This window comes from Nocardia yunnanensis (assembly GCF_003626895.1).
In the GTDB taxonomy this organism is placed as follows: Bacteria; Actinomycetota; Actinomycetes; order Mycobacteriales; family Mycobacteriaceae; genus Nocardia; species Nocardia yunnanensis.
The window spans coordinates 4,646,795-4,666,250 of record NZ_CP032568.1 but is presented as its reverse complement, the minus strand read 5'-3'; the positions used below and the strand labels follow the sequence as shown (position 1 = coordinate 4,666,250).

General features: G+C 69.2%; 17 protein-coding genes and 1 pseudogene. 7 read left to right on the top strand and 11 right to left on the bottom strand.

Annotation, left to right across the window (positions count from 1 at the left end; all coding sequences use genetic code 11):
- Positions 1-23 precede the first annotated feature (23 nt).
- The 3 genes from D7D52_RS21925 to D7D52_RS21915 all read right to left on the bottom strand — a co-directional run bounded on the left by D7D52_RS21925 (position 24) and on the right by D7D52_RS21915 (position 5,083).
- The gene (locus D7D52_RS21925; protein WP_120744351.1) at positions 24-1,604 is read right to left on the bottom strand and encodes a glycosyltransferase family 87 protein; all 1,581 of its coding nucleotides are present in this window, start codon (positions 1,602-1,604) and stop codon (positions 24-26) included.
- A 150-nt stretch (positions 1,605-1,754) separates the two neighbouring features.
- A complete protein-coding gene (locus D7D52_RS21920) occupies positions 1,755-3,944 on the bottom strand; it encodes a transglycosylase domain-containing protein (protein ID WP_246024040.1) in 2,190 nt (729 codons plus the stop codon).
- Positions 3,945-4,669: 725 nt separating this feature from the next.
- Positions 4,670-5,083 carry a DUF5318 domain-containing protein gene (locus tag D7D52_RS21915; protein ID WP_120739184.1) on the bottom strand — a complete coding sequence of 138 codons (414 nt, stop codon included), beginning with the start codon at positions 5,081-5,083 and terminating at the stop codon, positions 4,670-4,672.
- A gap of 281 nt (positions 5,084-5,364) precedes the next feature.
- Here D7D52_RS21915 and D7D52_RS21910 point away from each other — a divergent pair, with 281 nt between their 5' ends.
- Entirely contained in the window at positions 5,365-5,922 is a 558-nt protein-coding gene (locus D7D52_RS21910) for a PadR family transcriptional regulator (RefSeq protein WP_120744349.1), read from the top strand.
- On the top strand, positions 5,915-7,027 hold the full coding sequence (locus tag D7D52_RS21905; protein WP_120739183.1) for an inositol-3-phosphate synthase: 1,113 nt from the start codon (positions 5,915-5,917) through the stop codon (positions 7,025-7,027). The genes D7D52_RS21910 and D7D52_RS21905 overlap by 8 nt, the downstream gene beginning before the upstream one ends.
- Positions 7,028-7,099: 72 nt before the next feature.
- Here D7D52_RS21905 and D7D52_RS21900 read toward each other — a convergent pair whose 3' ends face one another.
- The 6 genes from D7D52_RS21900 to D7D52_RS21875 all read right to left on the bottom strand — a co-directional run bounded on the left by D7D52_RS21900 (position 7,100) and on the right by D7D52_RS21875 (position 13,839).
- Positions 7,100-7,525, bottom strand: a complete 426-nt coding sequence (locus tag D7D52_RS21900) for a GyrI-like domain-containing protein (RefSeq protein WP_120739182.1) — start codon at positions 7,523-7,525, stop codon at positions 7,100-7,102.
- A 10-nt stretch (positions 7,526-7,535) separates the two neighbouring features.
- Complete coding sequence (locus tag D7D52_RS21895; protein WP_120739181.1) at positions 7,536-7,991, bottom strand: GyrI-like domain-containing protein; 456 nt, start codon at positions 7,989-7,991, stop codon at positions 7,536-7,538.
- Positions 7,992-8,166: 175 nt separating this feature from the next.
- A complete protein-coding gene (locus D7D52_RS21890; protein WP_120739179.1) occupies positions 8,167-10,386 on the bottom strand; it encodes a transglycosylase domain-containing protein in 2,220 nt (739 codons plus the stop codon).
- Between the two features lie 106 nt (positions 10,387-10,492).
- On the bottom strand, positions 10,493-11,386 hold the full coding sequence (locus D7D52_RS21885; RefSeq protein ID WP_120739177.1) for a carbohydrate ABC transporter permease: 894 nt from the start codon (positions 11,384-11,386) through the stop codon (positions 10,493-10,495).
- The gene (locus D7D52_RS21880; protein WP_120739175.1) at positions 11,386-12,372 is read right to left on the bottom strand and encodes a carbohydrate ABC transporter permease; all 987 of its coding nucleotides are present in this window, start codon (positions 12,370-12,372) and stop codon (positions 11,386-11,388) included. The genes D7D52_RS21885 and D7D52_RS21880 overlap by 1 nt, the downstream gene beginning before the upstream one ends.
- Positions 12,373-12,534: 162 nt before the next feature.
- The gene (locus D7D52_RS21875) at positions 12,535-13,839 is read right to left on the bottom strand and encodes an ABC transporter substrate-binding protein (protein ID WP_120739173.1); all 1,305 of its coding nucleotides are present in this window, start codon (positions 13,837-13,839) and stop codon (positions 12,535-12,537) included.
- Between the two features lie 149 nt (positions 13,840-13,988).
- Between D7D52_RS21875 and D7D52_RS21870 the strand changes: the two genes are divergently transcribed.
- Both D7D52_RS21870 and D7D52_RS21865 read left to right on the top strand, forming a co-directional pair.
- Positions 13,989-14,852, top strand: a complete 864-nt coding sequence (locus tag D7D52_RS21870; protein ID WP_120739171.1) for a DUF2786 domain-containing protein — start codon at positions 13,989-13,991, stop codon at positions 14,850-14,852.
- Between the two features lie 11 nt (positions 14,853-14,863).
- Positions 14,864-15,376 carry a TIGR04338 family metallohydrolase gene (locus tag D7D52_RS21865; RefSeq protein ID WP_120739169.1) on the top strand — a complete coding sequence of 171 codons (513 nt, stop codon included), beginning with the start codon at positions 14,864-14,866 and terminating at the stop codon, positions 15,374-15,376.
- A gap of 34 nt (positions 15,377-15,410) precedes the next feature.
- On the opposite strand, the gene D7D52_RS21860 is transcribed toward D7D52_RS21865, so the two are convergent.
- A complete protein-coding gene (locus D7D52_RS21860) occupies positions 15,411-16,388 on the bottom strand; it encodes an o-succinylbenzoate synthase (RefSeq protein ID WP_120739167.1) in 978 nt (325 codons plus the stop codon).
- A gap of 1,110 nt (positions 16,389-17,498) precedes the next feature.
- On the opposite strand from D7D52_RS21860, the gene D7D52_RS21855 reads away from it, so the two are divergent.
- Positions 17,499-17,927, top strand: coding sequence for a hypothetical protein (locus tag D7D52_RS21855; RefSeq protein WP_162958464.1), 429 nt, complete (start codon positions 17,499-17,501; stop codon positions 17,925-17,927).
- A 16-nt stretch (positions 17,928-17,943) separates the two neighbouring features.
- Positions 17,944-18,279 (top strand): hypothetical protein, encoded by a 336-nt coding sequence (locus D7D52_RS21850; protein WP_120739163.1) that lies wholly within the window; start codon positions 17,944-17,946, stop codon positions 18,277-18,279.
- 21 nt (positions 18,280-18,300) lie between these two features.
- Here D7D52_RS21850 and D7D52_RS21845 read toward each other — a convergent pair.
- Positions 18,301-19,152 (bottom strand): annotated as a pseudogene (locus D7D52_RS21845) (thiolase family protein); the annotation flags it as partial.
- On the opposite strand from D7D52_RS21845, the gene D7D52_RS21840 reads away from it, so the two are divergent.
- Positions 19,050-19,424, top strand: a complete 375-nt coding sequence (locus tag D7D52_RS21840; RefSeq protein WP_425464690.1) for a winged helix-turn-helix transcriptional regulator — start codon at positions 19,050-19,052, stop codon at positions 19,422-19,424. The pseudogene D7D52_RS21845 and the gene D7D52_RS21840 sit on opposite strands and share 103 nt — an antisense overlap.
- Positions 19,425-19,456: the final 32 nt, after the last annotated feature.

Genomic DNA, 19,456 nt, shown 5'->3' with positions numbered 1-19,456 from the left:
TCCATCCAGGGCGCTGGGAGGGGTCAGGGTGTCGGGGCCGGCTGCCGAGGCCGCAAAAGCGTTGGCAGCCAGGGCTGTTGCGGATCCGGGGCGTGGCTGAGAATGCCGCCCCCCGGATCGTCGACCCCGTCACGGCGCACCGGATCCGCACCCGGCCGGTAGATCTGCCGAATCACCAAGACGCACAAGGCGATCACGGCCAAATCGCGCAACACCACCGCGCTGGTGAACCACTGCTCGGGCAGTCCCTTGTGGTCCTCGCCCAGGTAGTAGAACATGCGCGGCACCCACACCAGGGCGTCGATCGTCATCCACGCCAACAGGATTCGCCGCTGCGGCAACGCAAGCACCGCCAGCGGCACCAGCCACAGCGAATACTGCGGGCTCCACACCTTGTTGGTGAGCAGGAACGCCGCCACCACCAGGAACGCCAGCTGCGCCAGCCGGGGCCGCCGCGCCGCGGTCAGCCCGATCCAGGCGATGCCGGCGCAGGCCGCGACGAACAGCAGCAGCGACACCTGATTGAGGATCGCCGGCGTCTGCTGCGGGGTCAGCGCCCCGTCGAAGCCCTTCCAGCCGGTGAACGAGGTGATCACGTTGTAGATCGAATCCGGGTCGGCGTGGCGTTCGGTGTTGAGCCGGAAGAACTCCCACCAGCCCTTGGGGTACAGCGCCGCGATGGGCGCGTTCACCGCCAGCCAGGTGATCGCGGCCGCCGCCACCGCCCCGCCCGCGGCACGCAGCGGGCGAATGCCGCCCCATGCCGTCTCGTCCTGGTCGAGCCGTTCGGCGCGCATGCACAGAATCACGATGGGCCCCAGCAACAGCAGCGGATACAGCTTCGCCGCGCCGCCCAGACCCAGCAGCATGCCCGCCAGCACCGGCCGCCGGCGCGCCCAGGCCAGCAGCCCACCCGCCGCGAAAGCCGTTGCCAGCGCGTCGAAATTGGTGAACGCGTGCACCAGCACCAGCGGTGAGAGCGCCACCAGCGCCGCGTCCCACACCCGCCGTCCCGCCGACAGCGCCGTCGCCCAGATGGTCACCAGCCAGGCCAGCGCCAGCCCGACCGCCACCACGTCGAAGTAGATGACGACCTCGAGCGCCTTGTGCCCGGGCAGCGGGGACAGCTTCCACGCCTTGGCGATTCCCATGGCGGCGTACTGGTACAGGCCCGACAGCACCGGATACTCCATGTACCGGACCTGCGGCTTACCGTCGCCGCCCGCCTCGACCCACTGCTTCTTGTATGGGAACGCGCCCTCGTTGAGATGTTCGGCCCCGTACAGCGGCACCGTGTCGGAATAGCACATGGCGATGTACTGGCGGCCGTTGTTCCAGTCCAGTCCCATCACGCCGTCGACCGGACGCTGCTGAATGCAGCCGGCCTTGCCGAACCAGCTGAACGCCAGGAACAGCACCGCGAACGCCATCATGACGCGCACCGGGGTCCAGAAGCGGACCCGGCCGATCACCGCGTGATCGCCCACCGGGCCGCCGATCAGATCGCACAGCTGCGCGGTCAGCGTATCGGTGCGGCTGGGCTTGTCGCGGTCGTCGATCGAACGCAGATCCGCGGCCGGCGGTGCCGGCGATTCGTACCCCACGGGCACCTCGCGCGGAGCGTGAGAATCGTCCACAGCGCGCTGTGCGCGAGCATCTTCCACCGCTGCCTCCCCCGGCGTCAGCGCGCCACCGGCCGGCTCGCCCGAGGCGGCCGGCCGGTGCACCAGTTCCTGCTCGATCACGGCAGCAGGCTACCGAGTCGGCCGCGACCCGTTGCCGTTGCCGTTCCCATTACCGCCCCCGTTCGGGGCCGTCGTCGGGGTGGATCCGTCGGCCGGGGCCACCGGTTGTCCCGACATCGGGCCGCCCTCCTGCGGATTCGCCTGCTGCGTCTGCGGATTCGAGCGCTGCGGGTTGGGCGCCAGACCCGGCACCGGAATGGTGATGCCCGGCAGGATCTCCACCTGGCTCTGCGTGATCACCGGCGGCAGCACCTGCTGCTCGGTGGTCGGCGCGGGCGTGTACGGCGCGGACCACGAGGGCACACCGGCCTGGCCGCCGATGGTGCCCGGCTTCGGGAAGTTCTCGTTGGGCGTGCCCTTGAGCGCGCCGTCCATGGTGGCCTTCCAGATATCGGCGGGCAGGCCCGAACCGTAGATCATGCCGCCGCTCGCGTTGCGCAGCTTCTCACCGTTGTCGGTGCCCACCCAGACCGCCGTGGACAGCGACGGGGTGTAGCCGACCATCCAGGCGTCGCGGTTCTCGTCGGTGTCGCCGAGCTGGTTGGTGCCGGTCTTGGTGGCCGAGAGGCGGCCGCCCGCCAGCTGGTGGTTGCGCGACCAGGCCGCGATGGGCTTCATCGCGTCGGTCACGTTGTCCGCCACCGCCGGCGATACGCGCGGCTCGCCCGCGGTCTCGCCGCGATCCATCAGCACGGTGCCGTCGGAGGCGACCACCTTCTGCACGAAGTGCGGTGCGTGATAGGTGCCGGAGGCCGCCAGCGTCGCGTACGCGGACGCCATGTCCAGCGGGCGCACCTGGTACTGGCCCAGCACGATGCCGTTGTTGGGGCCGCTGCCGTCGGGCTCGGTGAGCGATTTGCCCACGCCCGGAATGGTTTCCGGGATGCCGAGCTTGTGCGCCATGTCGGCGATCTTCTGCGGGCCGTTGCCCTGCATGTCGAGTTCCATGCGATAGAAGCTGGTGTTCAGCGATCGCTTGAGCGCCTCGGCGATGGTGCACATGCCGCACTGCTCACCCTCGACGTTGGTGATCTTGATGCCGTTCACCGTGACCGGCGAGGAGTCGTACAGCGTGGAGAGCGGCTTGCCCATCTCGAGGTTCTCGGCCAGACCGAACACCTTGAACGAGGAGCCCGGCGGCAGACCCTGATTCGCGTAGTCGAGGCCCTGACCGTCGGGGCCGCCGTAGTAGGCGCGCACCGCACCGGTCTTGGGATCCACCGACACCACCGCGGTCCGCAGCTTGTCCGGTTCGCCGTCCATCACCTTGGTCACCGCGTCCACCGCGGACTGCTGCGCCTTCTGGTCGATGGTCGTGGTGATCTGCAGACCCTGGGTGTTGAGGTCGTGCTCGGTGATGCCGGCGGCCTCGAGCTCCTTGAGCACCTGCGTCTTGATCAGGCCCTCGGGACCCGCGTCCAGCGTCTTGTCCTTCTGCGCCTGCGCGGCCGGGATCACGGTGGGGTACTGCGTGTTCGCGCGGTCGGCCGCCGACAGGTTGCCGCCGTCGACCATGCCGTCGAGCACGTACTTCCAGCGTTCCTGCGCGCCCTGCGGATTCTTCTCCGGATCCAGATTCGACGGCTGCTGAATGGTGGCGGCCAGCACCGCGCCCTCGGCCACCGACAGGTCGGTCACCGGCTTGCCGAAGTACGCCTTGGCCGCCGCGTCGATGCCGTAGGCCCCGCGACCGAAGTAGATGGTGTTGAGATAGGCGGCCAGGATCTGGTCCTTGGACCACTGCTTGGCCATCTTCGCCGAGATCACCAGCTCACGCATCTTTCGCGTCAGCGAGTGCTCGTTGCCGACCATGGCGTTCTTCACGTACTGCTGGGTGATCGTGGAACCACCACCGGCGGACGAGTTTCCGGTCAGCTGACCGACGAACGCGCGCCCGAAGCCCTGGATGGAGAAGCCCGGATTGGTGTAGAACGAGCGGTCCTCCGCCGCGATCACGGCATTGCGCACGTGCGGCGGGATCTGGTCGATCGTCACATCCGACCGGTTGCCCTCCGGCGGAATGACTTTCGCCAGCACCGAGGTGCCGTCGGCCATGAAGATGGTGGCCACCTGGTTGTTCTTCAGGTCGCCCGGCTGCGGCACGTTCACCGTCGAATAGGCGTACAGGAAGATCGAACTCGCGCCGCCGAAGATCAGCGCGACGAAGACGTAGGTGATGCGCCGGGCGAGCCGCCAGATCGAGCCCCTCTTGGGCGCGCCCTTGCCGCCGCCCCCGCCGGGACCGTCGCCGCCGGGCCGCCGCGGGGGCGGGCCGGACGGGGTGCCGCCCTGCGGTCGCCGGACCGCGGGCTGCGCGCCCGACGGCGGCCGGCCGGCCCGGTCCTCGTCCGGGCGCGGGCGAGTGCCGGCGCCCGCACCGGCGCGGACCACGCGATCGGAGATGCGCTGGGTGCGGTCGGAGGTGGCCGCCCGCGAGATGTGATTCGGAACCGCCTGGCGCGAGCCGGTATTCACCTTCGCGTCCGGATTGGCGGGATTGGGAATGATGCGCGTCGCATCCGGATTCCCGGGTCTCTGCGGGGGCGGGCCCTGCCGTCTGGGGGGCTGACCGCCCTGCGGGGCGGGGCCGCGCTGGGGCTGCCCGTTGGGTCCGCGCGGCGGCACGTTGCCGGGACCGCCGTGGGGGCCGCGCTGCGGGCCGCCGGGACCCTGGGCCGGGCGATTCGCGCCGGGCGGCGGGCCTGCCGGTCGCCCTCCACCACCCTGCGCGTGCGGCGGGTAGCCGCCGGGGCCGGGTTGCGAACCGCCACGGGGGCGGCCGCCGTGCGGTCCGTCGTCATAGGGCGATGTCACAGCCTGGCTCTCCAATAACTATTCGATACGGTCCAGTGGCTCGATGCGGTCACGCGTTGCACCGCGGCGGGCATGGTCATACCCGCTGGATCAGCAGTCGACGTGGCCTCTCACTCGGCGGCCGTGCGGCGAGCGCCGGTGCGGCGGCGCCTCGTCGGTGCCGGGGCGGAGCCCAGCACATAGGACTGCACCAGATGATTCCAACTGCAGGTCCGGCACACCTCGACCACATGCACCGAGAACTCCTCGCGAGACTCGGCCAGCCGGACCAACTCCTCTGGCGTGCGGGCGGAGCCCGCGACGGGCCCGAGCCCGTCGCCGTAGACCCACGATACGAGAGTCAACTGCTCTTTCCTGCAGATAGGGCATGTGACCTCGCTCCCCCGACCGTGGAACTTCGCCGCACGCAACAGGTACGGATTCGCATCGCACACTTCCGCGACGTCCACCCGCCCCGCGTAGACGTCGGCCAGCAGCGACTTACGCCGAAGCGCATAGTCCACTACCTGCCGCTGTATTCGCACGCGACCCAGAGTACTTGCGCCCCCCGACCACCCGCACGCGCTGTTCCGCCTCCCCGGAACTTTTGCGGCTGGCTGAGAGCCGTAAGCCCTGGTCGTCCGGCCTGCGGTTGGGTGCCGAACCGATTTTGGGCGTACCCGGTGAGTTACCCCGGTCGGGCGGAGATCAGGGGTCGCGTTGGGATACGAGCCTTACCGCGCAGCGGTTTATATCGGCGCGATATAGTTTGGAACTGCATCCATCGGTTAGGTTCTGAATACACGACGGTCAGGAGGTGAAGCCCGTGCTGGAACTGGCGATCCTCGGGCTGCTCCTCGAATCACCGATGCACGGCTACGAGTTGCGGAAGCGACTTACCGGTCTGCTGGGCCCTTTTCGGGCCTTCTCCTACGGGTCGCTGTATCCGACCCTGCGGCGCATGCAGGCCGACGGCCTCATCGCGGAGGAGAGTCCGCAGGGATTGGCCACCCGCCGTGCGCGGCGGGTCTACAACCTGACCGACCCCGGGCGGGAGCGGTTCGCCGAACTGCTCGCCGACACCGGGCCCCAGAACTACACCGACGACGGCTTCGGCGTTCACCTGGCCTTCTTCAGCCGCACCCCCGCGGAAGCGCGGATGCGAATTCTGGAGGGCCGGCGGCGGCAGGTCGAGGAGCGCCGAGAAGGACTGCGGGAGGCGATCAAACGCGCCAGCGGGCAGTTGGACCGCTACACCCGCCAGCTCCATCAACTCGGTCTCGAATCAAGCGAGCGCGAAGTGCGCTGGCTCAACGAGTTGATTGCCGCAGAGCAATCGACGAAGGCGGCACCACAGAAAGAGGGAAATATCGGCCATGAGTGACATCAATCAGGCTGGCGGAGCCACCGAAGTGCGCGTGGCCATCGTGGGTGTGGGCAACTGCGCATCCTCCCTGGTGCAGGGCGTCCACTTCTACCGGGACGCGCCCGCGGACTCCACCGTTCCGGGCCTCATGCACGTCAAGTTCGGCCCGTACCACGTGCGCGACGTGAAGTTCGTCGCCGCGTTCGACGTGGACGCCAAGAAGGTCGGCTTCGATCTGTCCGACGCGATCTTCGCCAGCGAGAACAACACCATCAAGATCTCGGACGTGCCGCCGAGCGGGATCACCGTGCAGCGCGGCCCGACCCTCGACGGCATCGGCAAGTACTACGCCCAGACCATCGAGCTGTCCGACGTCGAGCCGGTGGACGTGGTCAAGGCGCTGAAGGACGCCGAGGTCGATGTCCTCGTGTCCTACCTTCCGGTCGGTTCCGAAGAGGCCGACAAGTTCTACGCGCAGTGCGCCATCGACGCGGGCGTGGCCTTCGTCAACGCGCTGCCGGTCTTCATCGCCTCCGACCCGGTCTGGGCCCAGAAGTTCGTCGACGCGGGCCTGCCCATCGTCGGCGACGACATCAAGTCCCAGGTCGGCGCGACCATCACCCACCGCGTGATGGCCAAGCTGTTCGAGGACCGCGGTGTCGTGCTGGACCGCACCTACCAGCTCAATGTCGGCGGCAACATGGACTTCAAGAACATGCTCGAGCGCGAGCGGCTGGAGTCCAAGAAGGTCTCCAAGACCCAGGCCGTCACCTCCAACCTCGAGGGCCCGCTGGCCGGCAAGGTGCACGACCGCAACGTGCACATCGGCCCGTCGGACTACGTCGAGTGGCTCGACGACCGCAAGTGGGCCTACGTCCGGCTCGAGGGCCGCGCCTTCGGCGACGTGCCGCTGAACCTGGAGTACAAGCTCGAGGTGTGGGATTCGCCGAACTCGGCGGGCATCATCATCGACGCGGTGCGCGCGGCCAAGATCGCCAAGGATCGCGGCATCGGCGGGCCCGTCATTCCGGCCTCGGCCTACCTGATGAAGTCCCCGCCCAAGCAGCTCGCGGACGACGTCGCCCGTGCTCAGCTCGAGGCGTTCATCATCGGGGCCGAGTAACTCTCCCGGCTCCCCCGAAATACCAAGGGCGGCATCGCGATCCGATCGCGATGCCGCCCTGGTGTTTCGACGTCAGTCGAGGGAGACGTACACCTCGACCGAGGTCGGCCCGGTGTAGCGCTCGATCTCGGCGGTGTGGGAGCGGGTGATGGTTCCGGCGTTCTCGGCCTTGGCCACTTTCGCCCAGGCCGTGCGCAGCAGGTCGTAAGGCTTGTCCGACACAACGAATTTCGCGTAGCGCCCGGCGGGGATGCGGGTCACCACATCGCCGGTGTCGAGGTCGCCCAGGCCCGAAAGCTGGTATCCCAGAACGGCTACCGCGTGATCGTGCTGGCCGATGTAGGCGGCCACCCGCTCGGCCTTCTTCTCGCGCGCCAGGTAGCGGTCCCAGGTGAAGTTGACCAGATCCAGGTCGCGGGCGGTGACCTCGCGGCCGGCCAGGGGAATGGTCAGGCCGCCGACGAGGAAGTCCTCGAGGGTGACGATTTCGAAGTCCACAGCTGTTCCCCTACCCCTCGGCGCCGGCATCCAGCGCGACGAAAACCTCCACCGTCCGGTTGTCCGGATAGTGCTCGAAATCCCCGGTGTACGCGCGCACCAGGGTGCCGGCCGCCTCGAGGTCCCAGACCGTGCGCCAGATCGACACGATGATGTCGCCGAGATTGTCGCCGGTGCGAAGGAAGCGGGCGAATTTACCGGCGGGGATACGGGCGAGTACATCGCCCGGCAATAGGTCGTCGAGCTTCTCGCATTCGTATCCGACGATATGCGTCAGATACGAACCGATCTCGGGTGCGTGATCGACATACGCGGTCGCGGGCGGACCGGGCAGATCGCGTGCCAGATTACGTTTCCAGGCCTCCTCGACCTTCGCGCGGCGCGGCCCTTCGACCGCGAGTGCCGGGCTGCGTAGCACCGTTCCGGCTACCAGCGTTTCGTGGCGTTCAACGACATTGAAATCCACCGGCGTCGCCCCTATGTCTCGTGCTGTCTCCGACCCCACCCTGCTCCCAACCCGCATCCTGCCACCGCCTCCTGGAGTCATCGAAGCCGGTAGCGGGTTCCACCATATCCGCGCCACCCTGTGCATGGGCACAGTAGGCAGTAAACATGATCAACAGCGCATCACAGTTCGAAAATCAGCCGGGCACCGGGATGCTGAGGCCTGGGAAGATTTCTACTTCTTTGGGGGTGGGGGCCGGGGGGATGACGAGGACGGGTTCTTGGGTGGGGGCGGGGGAGGGTGGGTTGAGGATGTCGTAATTGCCGTTGGCGGGGGGCATTCCGGCTATTTGTTCGGGGTTGGGGAATTGGTCGACGGGGGTGCCGTCGAGGGCGGCGTCCATGGTTTGTTTCCAGAGGTCGGCGGGGAGGCCGGAGCCGTAGATGGCCGCGCCGCGGGCGGTGCGGATGGGTTGGGACTGTTCGGTTCCCACCCAGACGGCGGTGGACAGGGACGGGGTGAAGCCGACCATCCAGGCGTCCTTGTTCTGGCCGGAGTCACCGAGCTGGGTGGTGCCGGTCTTGGCGGCGGCGGGGCGGCCGCCGGCGAGATTGTGGTTGTTGGAGTAGGCGGCGATGGGCAGCATGGCCTGCGTCACGTTGTCGGCGATGGCCGGTTGGATGCGCTGTTCGGTCTTCTGGGGGTTCTTGGCGCGGTCGAGCAGAACGCGGCCGTCGCCGGTGACCACCTTCTGCACGAAGTAGGGGGCGCGGTAGGCGCCGGAGGCGGCCAGGGTGGCGTAGGCCGAGGCCATGTCGATGGGCCGCACCGAGTACGCGCCCAGCACGATGGCCGGCAGCGGCGGCGCGCCGTCCTCGGTCAGGGTCTTGCCGGGCACGCCCGGAATCTGCTCGGGGATGCCGGCCTTGTGTGCCGCGTCGGCAATGGCTTTCGGGCCCTCGAACAGGGATTGGGCGAGCCGATAGAAGCTGGTGTTGAGCGAGCGCTTGAACGCCTCGGCCAGCGAGCAGGTGCCGCAGCTCTCACCGCCCACGTTCTGGATCTTCTCGCCGTTGACCGTCAGCGGTTCGCTGTTGAGCCGATACGACAGCGGGATGCCCTGCTGGAGTGCGGCGATCACCGCGAAAGTCTTGAAGGCGGAACCGGTTTGCAGCGGCGCCTGCGCGAAATCGAAGCCGATGCCGTCGGGGCCGCCGTAGTAGGCGCGCACCGCCCCCGAGCGCGGATCCACCGACACCACCGCGGTGCGCAGCTCGCCCGGCTGCCCGCCCAGCACCGTGCCCACCGCGTGCAGCGCGGCCTGCTGCGCCTTGGCGTCGATGGTCGTGATGATCTGCAGCGCACCGGTATTCAGATCGTGCTCGCTGATCCCGGAGGCGCGCAGCTCGCGCAGCACCTGGGCGCGAATGAGCCCCTCCGGCCCGCGCGGGGTGCTGTCGTCCACCTCGGTGACCGGCAGAATATTCGGGAACTGGATGGCGGTGCGCTGGACGCGGGTCAGCGTGCCCGTCTGCACCATGCCGTCGAGCACGTAGTTCCAGCGGGCCTTCAGCTGGTCGAGGTGGCTCTCCGGATCCAGCAGCGACGGGGTGCGGATCACCGACGCCAGCACCGCGCCCTCGGCGAGCGTCAATTCCGGTGCGGGCTTACCGAAGTACGCCTTGGCCGCCGCCGAGATGCCGTACGCCCCGCGTCCGTAGTAGATGGTGTTGAGGTAGGCGGCGAGGATGTCGTCCTTGCTCCATTCGCGGGCCATCTTGGCGGAGATGATGAGCTCGCGCATCTTGCGGCTCAGGGTCCGTTCGGAACTGAGGAAGGCGTTCTTCACGTACTGCTGGGTGATCGTGGAGCCGCCGCCCGCGTCGTCGCGGCCGAGCAGGTTGTCGCGGGCCGCGCGCAGGAACGCCGAGGTGGAGTAGCCGGGATTGGTGTAGAAGTTGCGGTCCTCGGCCGAGAGCACCGCCTGCCGCACCGGCTCGGGCACGTCGGACAGCGGCACCGGAACCCGATTGCCTTCCGGCGGAACGACCTTCGCGATGACGCTGGCGCCGTCGGAGGTGAGGATGGTCGCGATCTGGTTGGTCTGCACCGTGTTCGGGTCGGGGATCTCGGCGCTCCAGTAGGCGGTGCCCAGCAGCGTGGTCGGCATGACCACCAGGACCAGGAACAGTGCCAGGAGCAGCCGCCGGACGCGCTGCCCGCGGGTGCGGGGCGGCCGCGGCCCCGGTTCGGGCTGCCGGGCCGCCCGCGGTGGTTTCATGCGGCGGCGGGGGCGACTGTGCGAGGCGTGCTGCTGCCGGTGCGCCGCGGCGCTCGCCAGCTCGTTCCACCCTGCCGCGGTACCGTTCGGGGCCGGTTCTCCTCGGCGTCGCTTGCGGGACGAGCTCACGAGCATCTCCTTCCGGAGCGTCGAAAAAGCTTGTGACGGGGACGCCGTGGCAGGGGCCGCCGACCCGCGGCACCACGGCGCGACCCATGCTAATCGACGTCGTGCGGCGTCCCTAGCTCTTCACGCCACCCGCGGTGAGACCGGAGATGATGCGACGCTGGAACAGCAGCACCATGATCACCAGCGGAATGGTGACGATGGTGCCCGCGGCCATGATGGCCCCGTAGGGCGGCACCTTGGAGCCGTTGTTGCCGCCGAAGTGGGCGATGGCCACCGTGACCGGCGCGGTCGCGTCGCTGGAGAGCAGGTTCGACAGCAGGAACTCGTTGACCGCCGCGATGAAGGCCAGGATGGCGGTGGTGAACACGGCCGGCGCGGCCAGCGGCAGCATGATCAACCGGAACGCCTGGAAGCGGGACGCGCCGTCGATGCGGGCGGCTTCCTCCAGCTCCCACGGCAGTTCGCTGAAGAACGACGACAGGATGTACACCGTCATCGGCAGCACGAACGAGATGTTCGGGATGATCATCGCCTGGTAGTGGCCGTACCATCCCAGGTCGGTGAACAGCTGGAACAGCGGCGTCGCCAGCACCACGACCGGGAACATGGACGCCGACAGGATCAGTCCGGACACCAGGTACTTGCCGCGGAAGGTCAAGCGCGCCAGCGCGTACGCGGCCATCACGCCCAGCAGCAGGGCGATGGCGGTGGTGGCGGCGCCGATGATCACGCTGTTGCCCAGTGCGCGACCGAAATCGGTGCCGCGGTTGGTGTCGAAGGCGGTGCGGAAGTTGTCGAAGGTGATGTGGGTGGGCCAGGGCGTGTTGTCGAAGATGTACGCCGGATCGCGCAGCGCGGTGACGACCATCCAGTAGAACGGCGCCAGACCCCAGATCAGCACGATCAACGCGCCCAGGTAGACCCGTCCGGACGTCAGCCGCCTGCCCCACGAAACCGGCTGTCGCACCGGCTTGTTCACCGGCTGATCGAGAACGTCGGTGCTCATCAGTGCGCCTCCCGCTGTGCTTCCTGGGTGCGAACGGCGTTGGCGCCCAAACCCTTCACCAACACGAACGCGACCGCGAAGATGAGCAGGAAGGTGATGATCGACAGGGCCGACGCGCTGTTGGCGCCGGACCGGGACTGCTGCACCACCAGGGTGGAGATGGTGCGGGTGGCCCCGAGATCCTGGGTCATGATGGCGGGCAGGTCGTAGAGCCGCAGCGCGTCCATGGTGCGGAACAGGACCGCCACCAGCAGTGCGGGTTTCAGCAGCGGCATGGTGATGTTCCAGAAGCGCTGCCAGGCCGACGCGCCGTCGACCTTCGCGGCCTCGTACACGTCCTCCGGAATCACTTGCAGCCCGGCCAGAATCAGCAGCGCCATGAACGGCGTGGTCTTCCAGACGTCGGCGATGATGACCGCGAAGCGGGCGGGCCAGCCCTCCACGGTCCACACGATGTGCGTCCCGAACACCCGGTTGACGACGCCGTCGTACTGGAACATGAACTCCCACAACCGCGCCGTGACCGCGGTGGGGATGGCCCACGGGATCAGCACGGCGGCGCGCAGCAGGGCGCGGCCCTTGAAGGTCTTGCCCATGATCATGGCCATGCCCAGGCCGATGGTCGCCTCCAGGCTGACGGTGACCACCGCGAAGAAGAAGGTGACGCCGACCGCGGCCCAGAATTCCGAGCCGCCGTTGCCGGTCGGGCAGGACACCGTCTCGCCCAGCGAGTTGGTGCACTGCTGCAGCAGCCAGTGCGTGTAGTTGCCGAAGCCCGCGCTGCCGCCCTCGACGAACATGCCGGTGGACTTGTCGATGCCCGCGTCCTTCTGGAAGGACATGATCACCGCGCGCACCACCGGGTAGCCGACCACGACCACCAGGGCCAGCAGCACCGGAGCGACGAACAGCCAGGCCCGCGCGGTGAGGCCGAGGACCGGGCCCCGGCGTTTCGGGCTGTTCGATTGTGGCGCTTGCGATTTCACGGGTTGCTCCGTCGATTCGGACTCCGCGACGTCGGTCGCTCCCGGAGGACGTGACACCTTGACTTCTTCTCCTACGGGCTGGGCCCACGATCTACGGGCTGGGCCACGACCGACGCGAGAACGCCCGCGATCGTGGCCCGGTACTCGGATTCCGAGTACACCTTACGATCCGGCGGTCTCGATGCCCTTCTGCATCCCGGCAATCGCGTCGTCGACCGACTTGGTGCCCTGCAGCGCCGCGAAGGCGTTGTCCTGGATGGCCTTCGAGACGGCGTCGTAGAACGGGGTCACCGGCCGCGGCACGGCGGAGGCGATGGAGTCCTTGAGCGCGGGCAGGTAGGGCATCTTGGCGATCAGGGCCGGGTCGTCGTAGACCGAGGCGCGCACCGACGGCAGGCCGCCCTGGGCCACGATGTGCTGGGCGTCCTCGCTGATCAGGTAGCGCAGGAAGTCCAGCGCGGTGGCCTTGTTCTTGGAGAAGGCGCTGATGGCGGCGTTGTAGCCACCGAGGGTGGAGGCGCCGATGCCGTCCTTGCCGGGCAGCGGGGCGACGCCGAACTTGTCCTTCACCGCGGAGGCGTCCGCGCCGGCGTCACCGAAGGAGGACGGCCAGCCGCGCATGAACATGAGTTTGCCGCTGGTGAAGGCGTTCTGGGACTCGGGCTCCTTGAACGACAGCGCCTCCTTGGGCATGTCGTCGTTCTTGTAAGCGTCCACGAGGGTCTGCAGGCCCTGCTTGGCCTGCGGGGTGTTGACGGTCGGGGTCTTGCCGTCGGGGCCGACGAAGCTGCCGCCGAAGGCGTTGATCACCTCGGCGGTGTTCACGGTCAGACCCTCGTAGGGCGCCAACTGGCCTGCGTAGCAGCCGATTCCGGCTTCCTTGGCCTTGGGGCACATGGAGATCATCTCGGCCCAGGTCTTGGGCGGCTCCGGCGCCAGGTCCTTGCGGTAGAACAGCAGGCCGCCGTTGGTGTTGCGCGGGGCGCCGTAGAGGGTGCCGTTGTAGGTGGCCGAGGCGACCGGCGGCGACAGCAGGGTGGAGGTGTCGATCGCGAAGGAGTCCTTCAGCGGCTGGATCCAGCCCTTGGCCGCGAACTGCGCGGTCCACGGCACGTCGAGGGCGACCACGTCGTAGTCCGACGCCTTGGCCTGCATGTGCTGCTTGAGATCGTCGAGCTGCTGGTTGGCGTCGCTGGACTGCTCCTTGAACGTCACCTTCTCGTCCGGGTGCGCGGCGTTCCAGCGGTCGATGAGCTGCTTGACCGCACCGGTCTCGGTGGTGTCCTTGCCCTCGACATAGGTGATCGGGCCACGGCCGGTGAGGTTCTCGGAAATGGCGTTGGAACTGCTGCTGCTCGACGAGCAGCCGGTGGCGAGAGTCGCCGTCAGCAAGGCCGCCGAGGTCACGGCCAAGACGGCACGCGGCACCAGCGTCGATCGTAGGGACGACACACTCTTCAAAGCCATCGCGAATACTCCAGGGTCGAGACGTGAGCGGCGGCACACCCAGCCGGTTGCACAAGGGAAGATACATGGTGGAGGTTCCCGGTGCCGGGACTACCTCGTCCTTCGGACGCCGACCACGTTGATCTTCGCAGCCGCTAGGCTGGTCCCCGATGTCTTCTCAGGACAAGATGCTCACTCGGATCGGAGGCTTGCTGCGGCAGGCCGAGTCGACCGACAACGAGCACGAGGCCGAAGCCTTCCTGGCCGCGGCGCAGCGGCTGGCGACCGGATCGTCGGTGGATCTGGCGGTGGCGCGGGCGCATATCGCGAGCCGGGAACGGCGGCCCACGCCGACGCAGCGGGTGATCCCGATCGGTGCGGCGGGCAAGCGCGGGCTACGCACCTACGTGCAGCTGTTCGTGGCGATCGCGGCGGCCAACGATGTGCGCTGCGATGTGGCGCGGTCCTCGACCACGGTGTACGCCTACGGTTTCGACACCGATATCGACACCTGCGAGGCGCTGTACACGAGCCTGCTGATCCAGATGGTGCGCGCCTCCGACCAGTACATCAAGTCGGGCAGCTATAAGAGCGCCACCACCGAGAAGGTGGTGGTGGAACGCCGCTACGGCCGCGTGTACCACCGGCCCGTCGAGGTGCCGGTCGCGGCGGTGACGGCACGGCTGAACTTTCAGATGGCCTTCGCCGCCCGCATCGGCCGCCGGCTGGCCGAGGTCAAGGCGGAGGTGGAGACCGAGTTGGTCACGGCCGACGCCGCCGGTCGGTCCGAGGGCGGCGACACCGCCGCGGCGACCGGAACGGCGCTCGCCCTGCGCAACAAGGAACTCGAACTCACCGACTTCTATTCGCGCACTTCCGAGGCGCGCGGCACGTGGCAGGGTCCGCAGGCGTCGGCCGGATATTCGGCGGCCGCGCGGCGCGCCGGCGACCGGGCGGGCAAGGCCGCGCGACTGGGCAGTGCGCCGGAACTCGGCGGGGCGCGCGGGCAGCTGCCGCGCGGCGCGGGCGAATAGCGCACGCGCGCATGGCCGTTCGGGACGCGCAACGTTCCCAGGTGTACGACGCCGAGGGGCTGGTGCGCGGCATGTTCGACCGCGCCGACGAATTCGGCACGCGGACGGTCGAATTGCACGGGTCGCGGATCACGCTGCCCATCGAACGGCGGTTCGCGTCGGTGGAATCGGTGCAGACGTACGCGGATCGGGTGCTCGCCCTCAACTGGGTGCGCGCCCGATGGGAACGAGCGTCGGCGCCGGTGACGGTGCGGGCCCGAGCGGGGGCCAAGGCAGCCCACTACGAGACCGAGACGGCGGTGCTGGCGGTGCCGCTGCACGCGCACGGAAGTGCCTGGGCGCTGCGCGAATTGGTGATCCTGCACGAACTGGCGCACCACCTGGAACCCGAGATGGCCGCGGTCGCGCCGCACGGACCCGAATTCTGCGAGCGCTACCTCGAACTCGTCGACGGGGTCATCGGACCCGAGGCGGCGCTACTGCTGCGCACGACGATGTACTCCTGCGGTGTGAAGATCGGCTGACAGCGGAAACCGGTCTGGAACAAGCGGGATCCTGTCACGGCAGCAGGGCTGCGACCCGGGCGAGGCGTCGCCGCCACCAGTCGGTGCGTTCGGGGTCCGGGTGACGGTAGCGGTCGAGCAGGTCCTGGTCCGGGGCGGGGGCGTGGCGGGGGACCGGCAGGGAGCCGTTCACCGGGCGCAGCGGCTCGGTCACCACGTCGCCGGTGAGCAGGGACAACGTGTCCAGGCCGCAGGCGAAATCGAGGTGGGGGAGTGCGCCCGCCAAGGCGACCTGCGCGGCCAGGCCGACGCTGGTTTCCAGTGCCGAGGACACCAGGCACGGGAGTCCGGCGGCCTCGGCGACCGCCAGCGCGCGCCGAACCCCGCCCAGCGGAGTGCATTTCAGCACCGCCACATCGGCCGCACCGGCCACCGCGACCCGCAGCGGATCCTCCGCGCGGCGGATGGATTCGTCCGCGGCGATGCGCACGTCGACCCGCTTGCGCACCTCGGCCAGCTCCTCGACAGTCCGGCACGGCTGTTCGGCGTACTCCAAACCGCCTGCCGCCCGGTCGATCTCGCGGATTCGGGTGACCGCGGTCTCGACATCCCACAGCCCGTTGGCGTCGACGCGCACCGCGCCGGTGGGCCCCAGCGCGTCCCGCACGGCCGCGACTCGCTCCAGATCCTCATGCAGCGAATACGGATGATCGGCGACCTTCACCTTCGCGGTGCGGCAGCCCGACGCGGCTACGATCTCGCGCGCCCGCTCCGGTCCCACGGCGGGCACGATGCAGTTCACCGGCACCCGATCCCGCACCGGCTCCGGCCATCCCGCCGTCGCCTGCTCCACCGCCGTGGCCAGCCACGCCGCCGCCTCCCGATCGTCGTATTCGGGAAACGGGCAGAACTCGCCCCAGCCGTCCGGCCCGGGAATCAGCATGCCTTCGCGAACGGTGATCCCCCGGAACCGGGTTCGCATCGGAATCGCGTAGACCACCGCCGACTCGAAATCCACCACGCCGTCGCTCACCTCCCGCACCCTACCCACCGCCGCGCCCGGTAAGCGGTGGCGGTGCGGCGGCGAGCGGGCGACAATCCGAAGGGGGACGCCGCCCGGCCCCCGACAGCTCTGCGCTTGGGGGAGACCGCGCCCATGAACCCGCCCGACGAACCTCGCCGCTCCGCCTCGGACGCGCCTCCTCCGCCCGGCCAGCCCTTCCGGCCGGCGCCGCCACCTGGGCCGGACGCCGTCACGAGCCAGCCATCGGGACCCCGACCGGGCGGGGCCGGCCCGGCCGAGGTGTACCGCAATCCTGGTGAGGGCCATCGCAATCCCGCCGAGGTTCACCGCAATCCTGCTGAGCATCACCGCAACCCCGCTGAGGTTCACCGCGATCCTGCCGCGCCGGACCCCTTTCCCTCGGGGCACGGCATGCGCCGTCCCGCAGGGCCGCCGCGATCCCAGCCGGGTGGGCAGCAGCCGCGGCCGGGAGGTCCGGGTCCGGCCGACCCGATGCCGGCAGGGCCTGGCCGTCAGTCCCAATCACCGCCCTCGCCGATCACTATGTCGGGTGGGCGTCCCCCGGAGCGGGGTGTGGATCCGGCCGGGCCCACGTTCCCGAAGGCGGGCAACAGAACTCCACCGCCACCGACACCGCCGCAGGCCCCCGGGCGGCAGCAGCAGGGAGGCGGCCTCGATCCCGCCGGACCGACCCTGCCCAAAGGCGGCGGCCGGACCGCGCCGCCACCGACTCCGCCCCAGCCCGTGCCTCAGCAGCCACCCGGCGCGCGTGCGCACGGCGAGTCCTTCGATGCCGCGGGACCGACCCTGCCGAAGGGTGGTCGGCGCGCTCCCGAACCGCCGGTGCCGCCACGGGCTCCTGGAAATGCCGGCGGAGCGCCGGGCTCCGGCGGGCAGGCCGGTCTTTCGCCTTCGGGGGCCGGGTCGTATCAGTCGTATGGCGGTGCGCCAGGCTTCGCCGAGGGTGGCGCGAATCCCGGCCCGGACAAGGAGTTCTCACCGGATGCGTGGCATCCGGGCGCGGCGCCGAGGCAGTTCGCACCCGGCGGCCCGGAGGAGCCGAGGTATGTGACGGGAGGCGGTATGCCGGGGGTGATCGTCGGTGAGGATGACCGGACCATGCCGGCGAAGCGGCCCGCGACCGAGGTGTCCAGCCTGGCCCCGGCCCCTGCGGAGGCCGGTCGTAAAGCGGTGCGGGGCAAGGATGTTCTGATCTCCGCGGCGCTGTTTCTGGCCGGCGTGGGGGTGGCGTTCGGGTGGGCCTACGACCTGTTCGCGAAGTTGTTCGACCTGGTGCACAACCGCTGTGCCTTCCAGCGGTCGGATTTCTCGGTGGGCTGCTCGGTGATCCGGCCGCCCGCTTCGGCGCTGTGGGGGTTGCTGATCGGCGGAGGCGGGATGTTCCTGGTGCTGGTCGGGGCGCTGGTGCTGGGTGCGGTGGCGGCGATGACGGGCCGGCGGGCGTGGATCTGGCCGGCCGTCGCGCTGCCGGTGATCGCGCTCGTGGGCGGGGCCGGGCACGTGCTGGTGGCGACCGCGATCAGCTGAACGGCATGCTGGAGGGGTGGCCGAGTGGCGGCGGCCCCCGATCACGGCCGCGGATTTCGTTGCCACCGTGGTGATCTATGTCGGCGCGGCGGCATGGGCCTGGGCGGTGGCGGGCTTCGTGCCGGAATACCGGCGGCTGGCCTCCGACAGCGCCGACACCCGCTACCTGCCGCTGGCCGAGGCGGTGGCGTGGCTGGGGATCGCGCTGACCGTCGTGCTGGTGCCGCTGTGGACTGCTCGCGCCGTGCGCCTCCGCCAGCGGGTCTGGACCACCGCGTTGCTGGCGTTCCCGTTGCTGGCGGAGGCGTGGATCCTCGGCCTGCTGGCCGCGATCGTCGCGGTCAGCGTGTGAGCCTCGGAGGCGGTGTGAGTCTCAGAGGCGTTCGTAGATGGTGGCGTTGGCCAAACCGCCTGCCTCGCACATGGTTTGCAGACCGAAGCGGGCGCCGCGGTCGTGCATGGCGTGCACCAGAGTGGTGGCCAGCCGCGCGCCGGAGGCGCCCAGCGGATGGCCCAGAGCGATCGCGCCGCCGTTCACGTTCACCCTGGCCAGGTCCGCGCCGATCTTCCGCGCCCAGGCCAGCACCACCGGCGAGAACGCCTCGTTCACCTCGAACAGGTCGATATCGTCCAGCTGTAATCCGGAGCGCTGCAATACCTTCCGGGTCGCGGGGATGACGGCGGTCAGCATGAGCAGCGGATCGTCGCCCGCCACGGCGAAGCTGTGCAACCGGGCCAGCGGCCGCAGCCCGAGCTGGGCGGCGCGCTCGCTCGTCATGATGAGGGTGGCGGCGCTGCCGTCGGTGATGGGACTGGAGTTGGCGGCGGTGATGTTCCAGCCGATCTGCGGGAAGCGCGCAGCCGTCTCCTCGCTGTAGAAGGCCGGCCGCAGCGCGCCCAGCCCCTCCAGGGTGCTGCCGACCCGGATGCCCTCGTCCGCGGAAAGTCCACCGTAGGGCGCGATCTCGGCCTCGAAGGCCCCGGCTTTGGTGGCCGCCGCGGCCTTCTCGTGGCTGGCGAGCGCGAACTCGTCGAGCTGGGTGCGGGTCAGGCCCCACTGGGCGGCGATGAGTTCGGCGCTGATGCCCTGCGGCACCCAGCCCTCCGGGTAGCGCTCGGCGAATCCGACCCCCGCGATGTCCTCGGCCCCGACCAGGTTGGCCCCCATGGGAACCCGGCTCATGGATTCCACGCCCGCGGCCACCACGATGTCGTAGGCCCCGGCGGCCGTATCGGGAGGAGGGCAAGCGCACGCGCCACGAATACGTGCTCACCGCAATGGGATTGGATCTGCTGCCCGCGGTGGTGGCGCTGTGGCAGTGGGGCGACAAGTACCTCCAGGACGGCACCGCGCCGCTGCAACGGCTGGAGGATTCGACCGGCGAACCGGTCACCGTCGAACTACGCAGCGCATCGGGAAACCAAGTGCCCCTGGAGAATTTGCGCGTCCGGGTGAACGACGAGTGGCGACGGAAACATCGCGCTCCCGCGCAATAAGGGGGCCCGGGGTTTGCCCCGAACCCCCATAC

Coding starts and splice junctions, on each gene's coding strand:
- D7D52_RS21885 (WP_120739177.1), bottom strand. CDS start 11,386: ATGAGCACCGACGTTCTCGATCAGCCGGTGAACAAGCCGGTGCGACAG.
- D7D52_RS21905 (WP_120739183.1), top strand. CDS start 5,915: ATGAGTGACATCAATCAGGCTGGCGGAGCCACCGAAGTGCGCGTGGCC.
- D7D52_RS21855 (WP_162958464.1), top strand. CDS start 17,499: ATGCCGGCGAAGCGGCCCGCGACCGAGGTGTCCAGCCTGGCCCCGGCC.
- D7D52_RS21890 (WP_120739179.1), bottom strand. CDS start 10,386: ATGCTCGTGAGCTCGTCCCGCAAGCGACGCCGAGGAGAACCGGCCCCG.
- D7D52_RS21875 (WP_120739173.1), bottom strand. CDS start 13,839: ATGGCTTTGAAGAGTGTGTCGTCCCTACGATCGACGCTGGTGCCGCGT.
- D7D52_RS21865 (WP_120739169.1), top strand. CDS start 14,864: ATGGCCGTTCGGGACGCGCAACGTTCCCAGGTGTACGACGCCGAGGGG.
- D7D52_RS21870 (WP_120739171.1), top strand. CDS start 13,989: ATGTCTTCTCAGGACAAGATGCTCACTCGGATCGGAGGCTTGCTGCGG.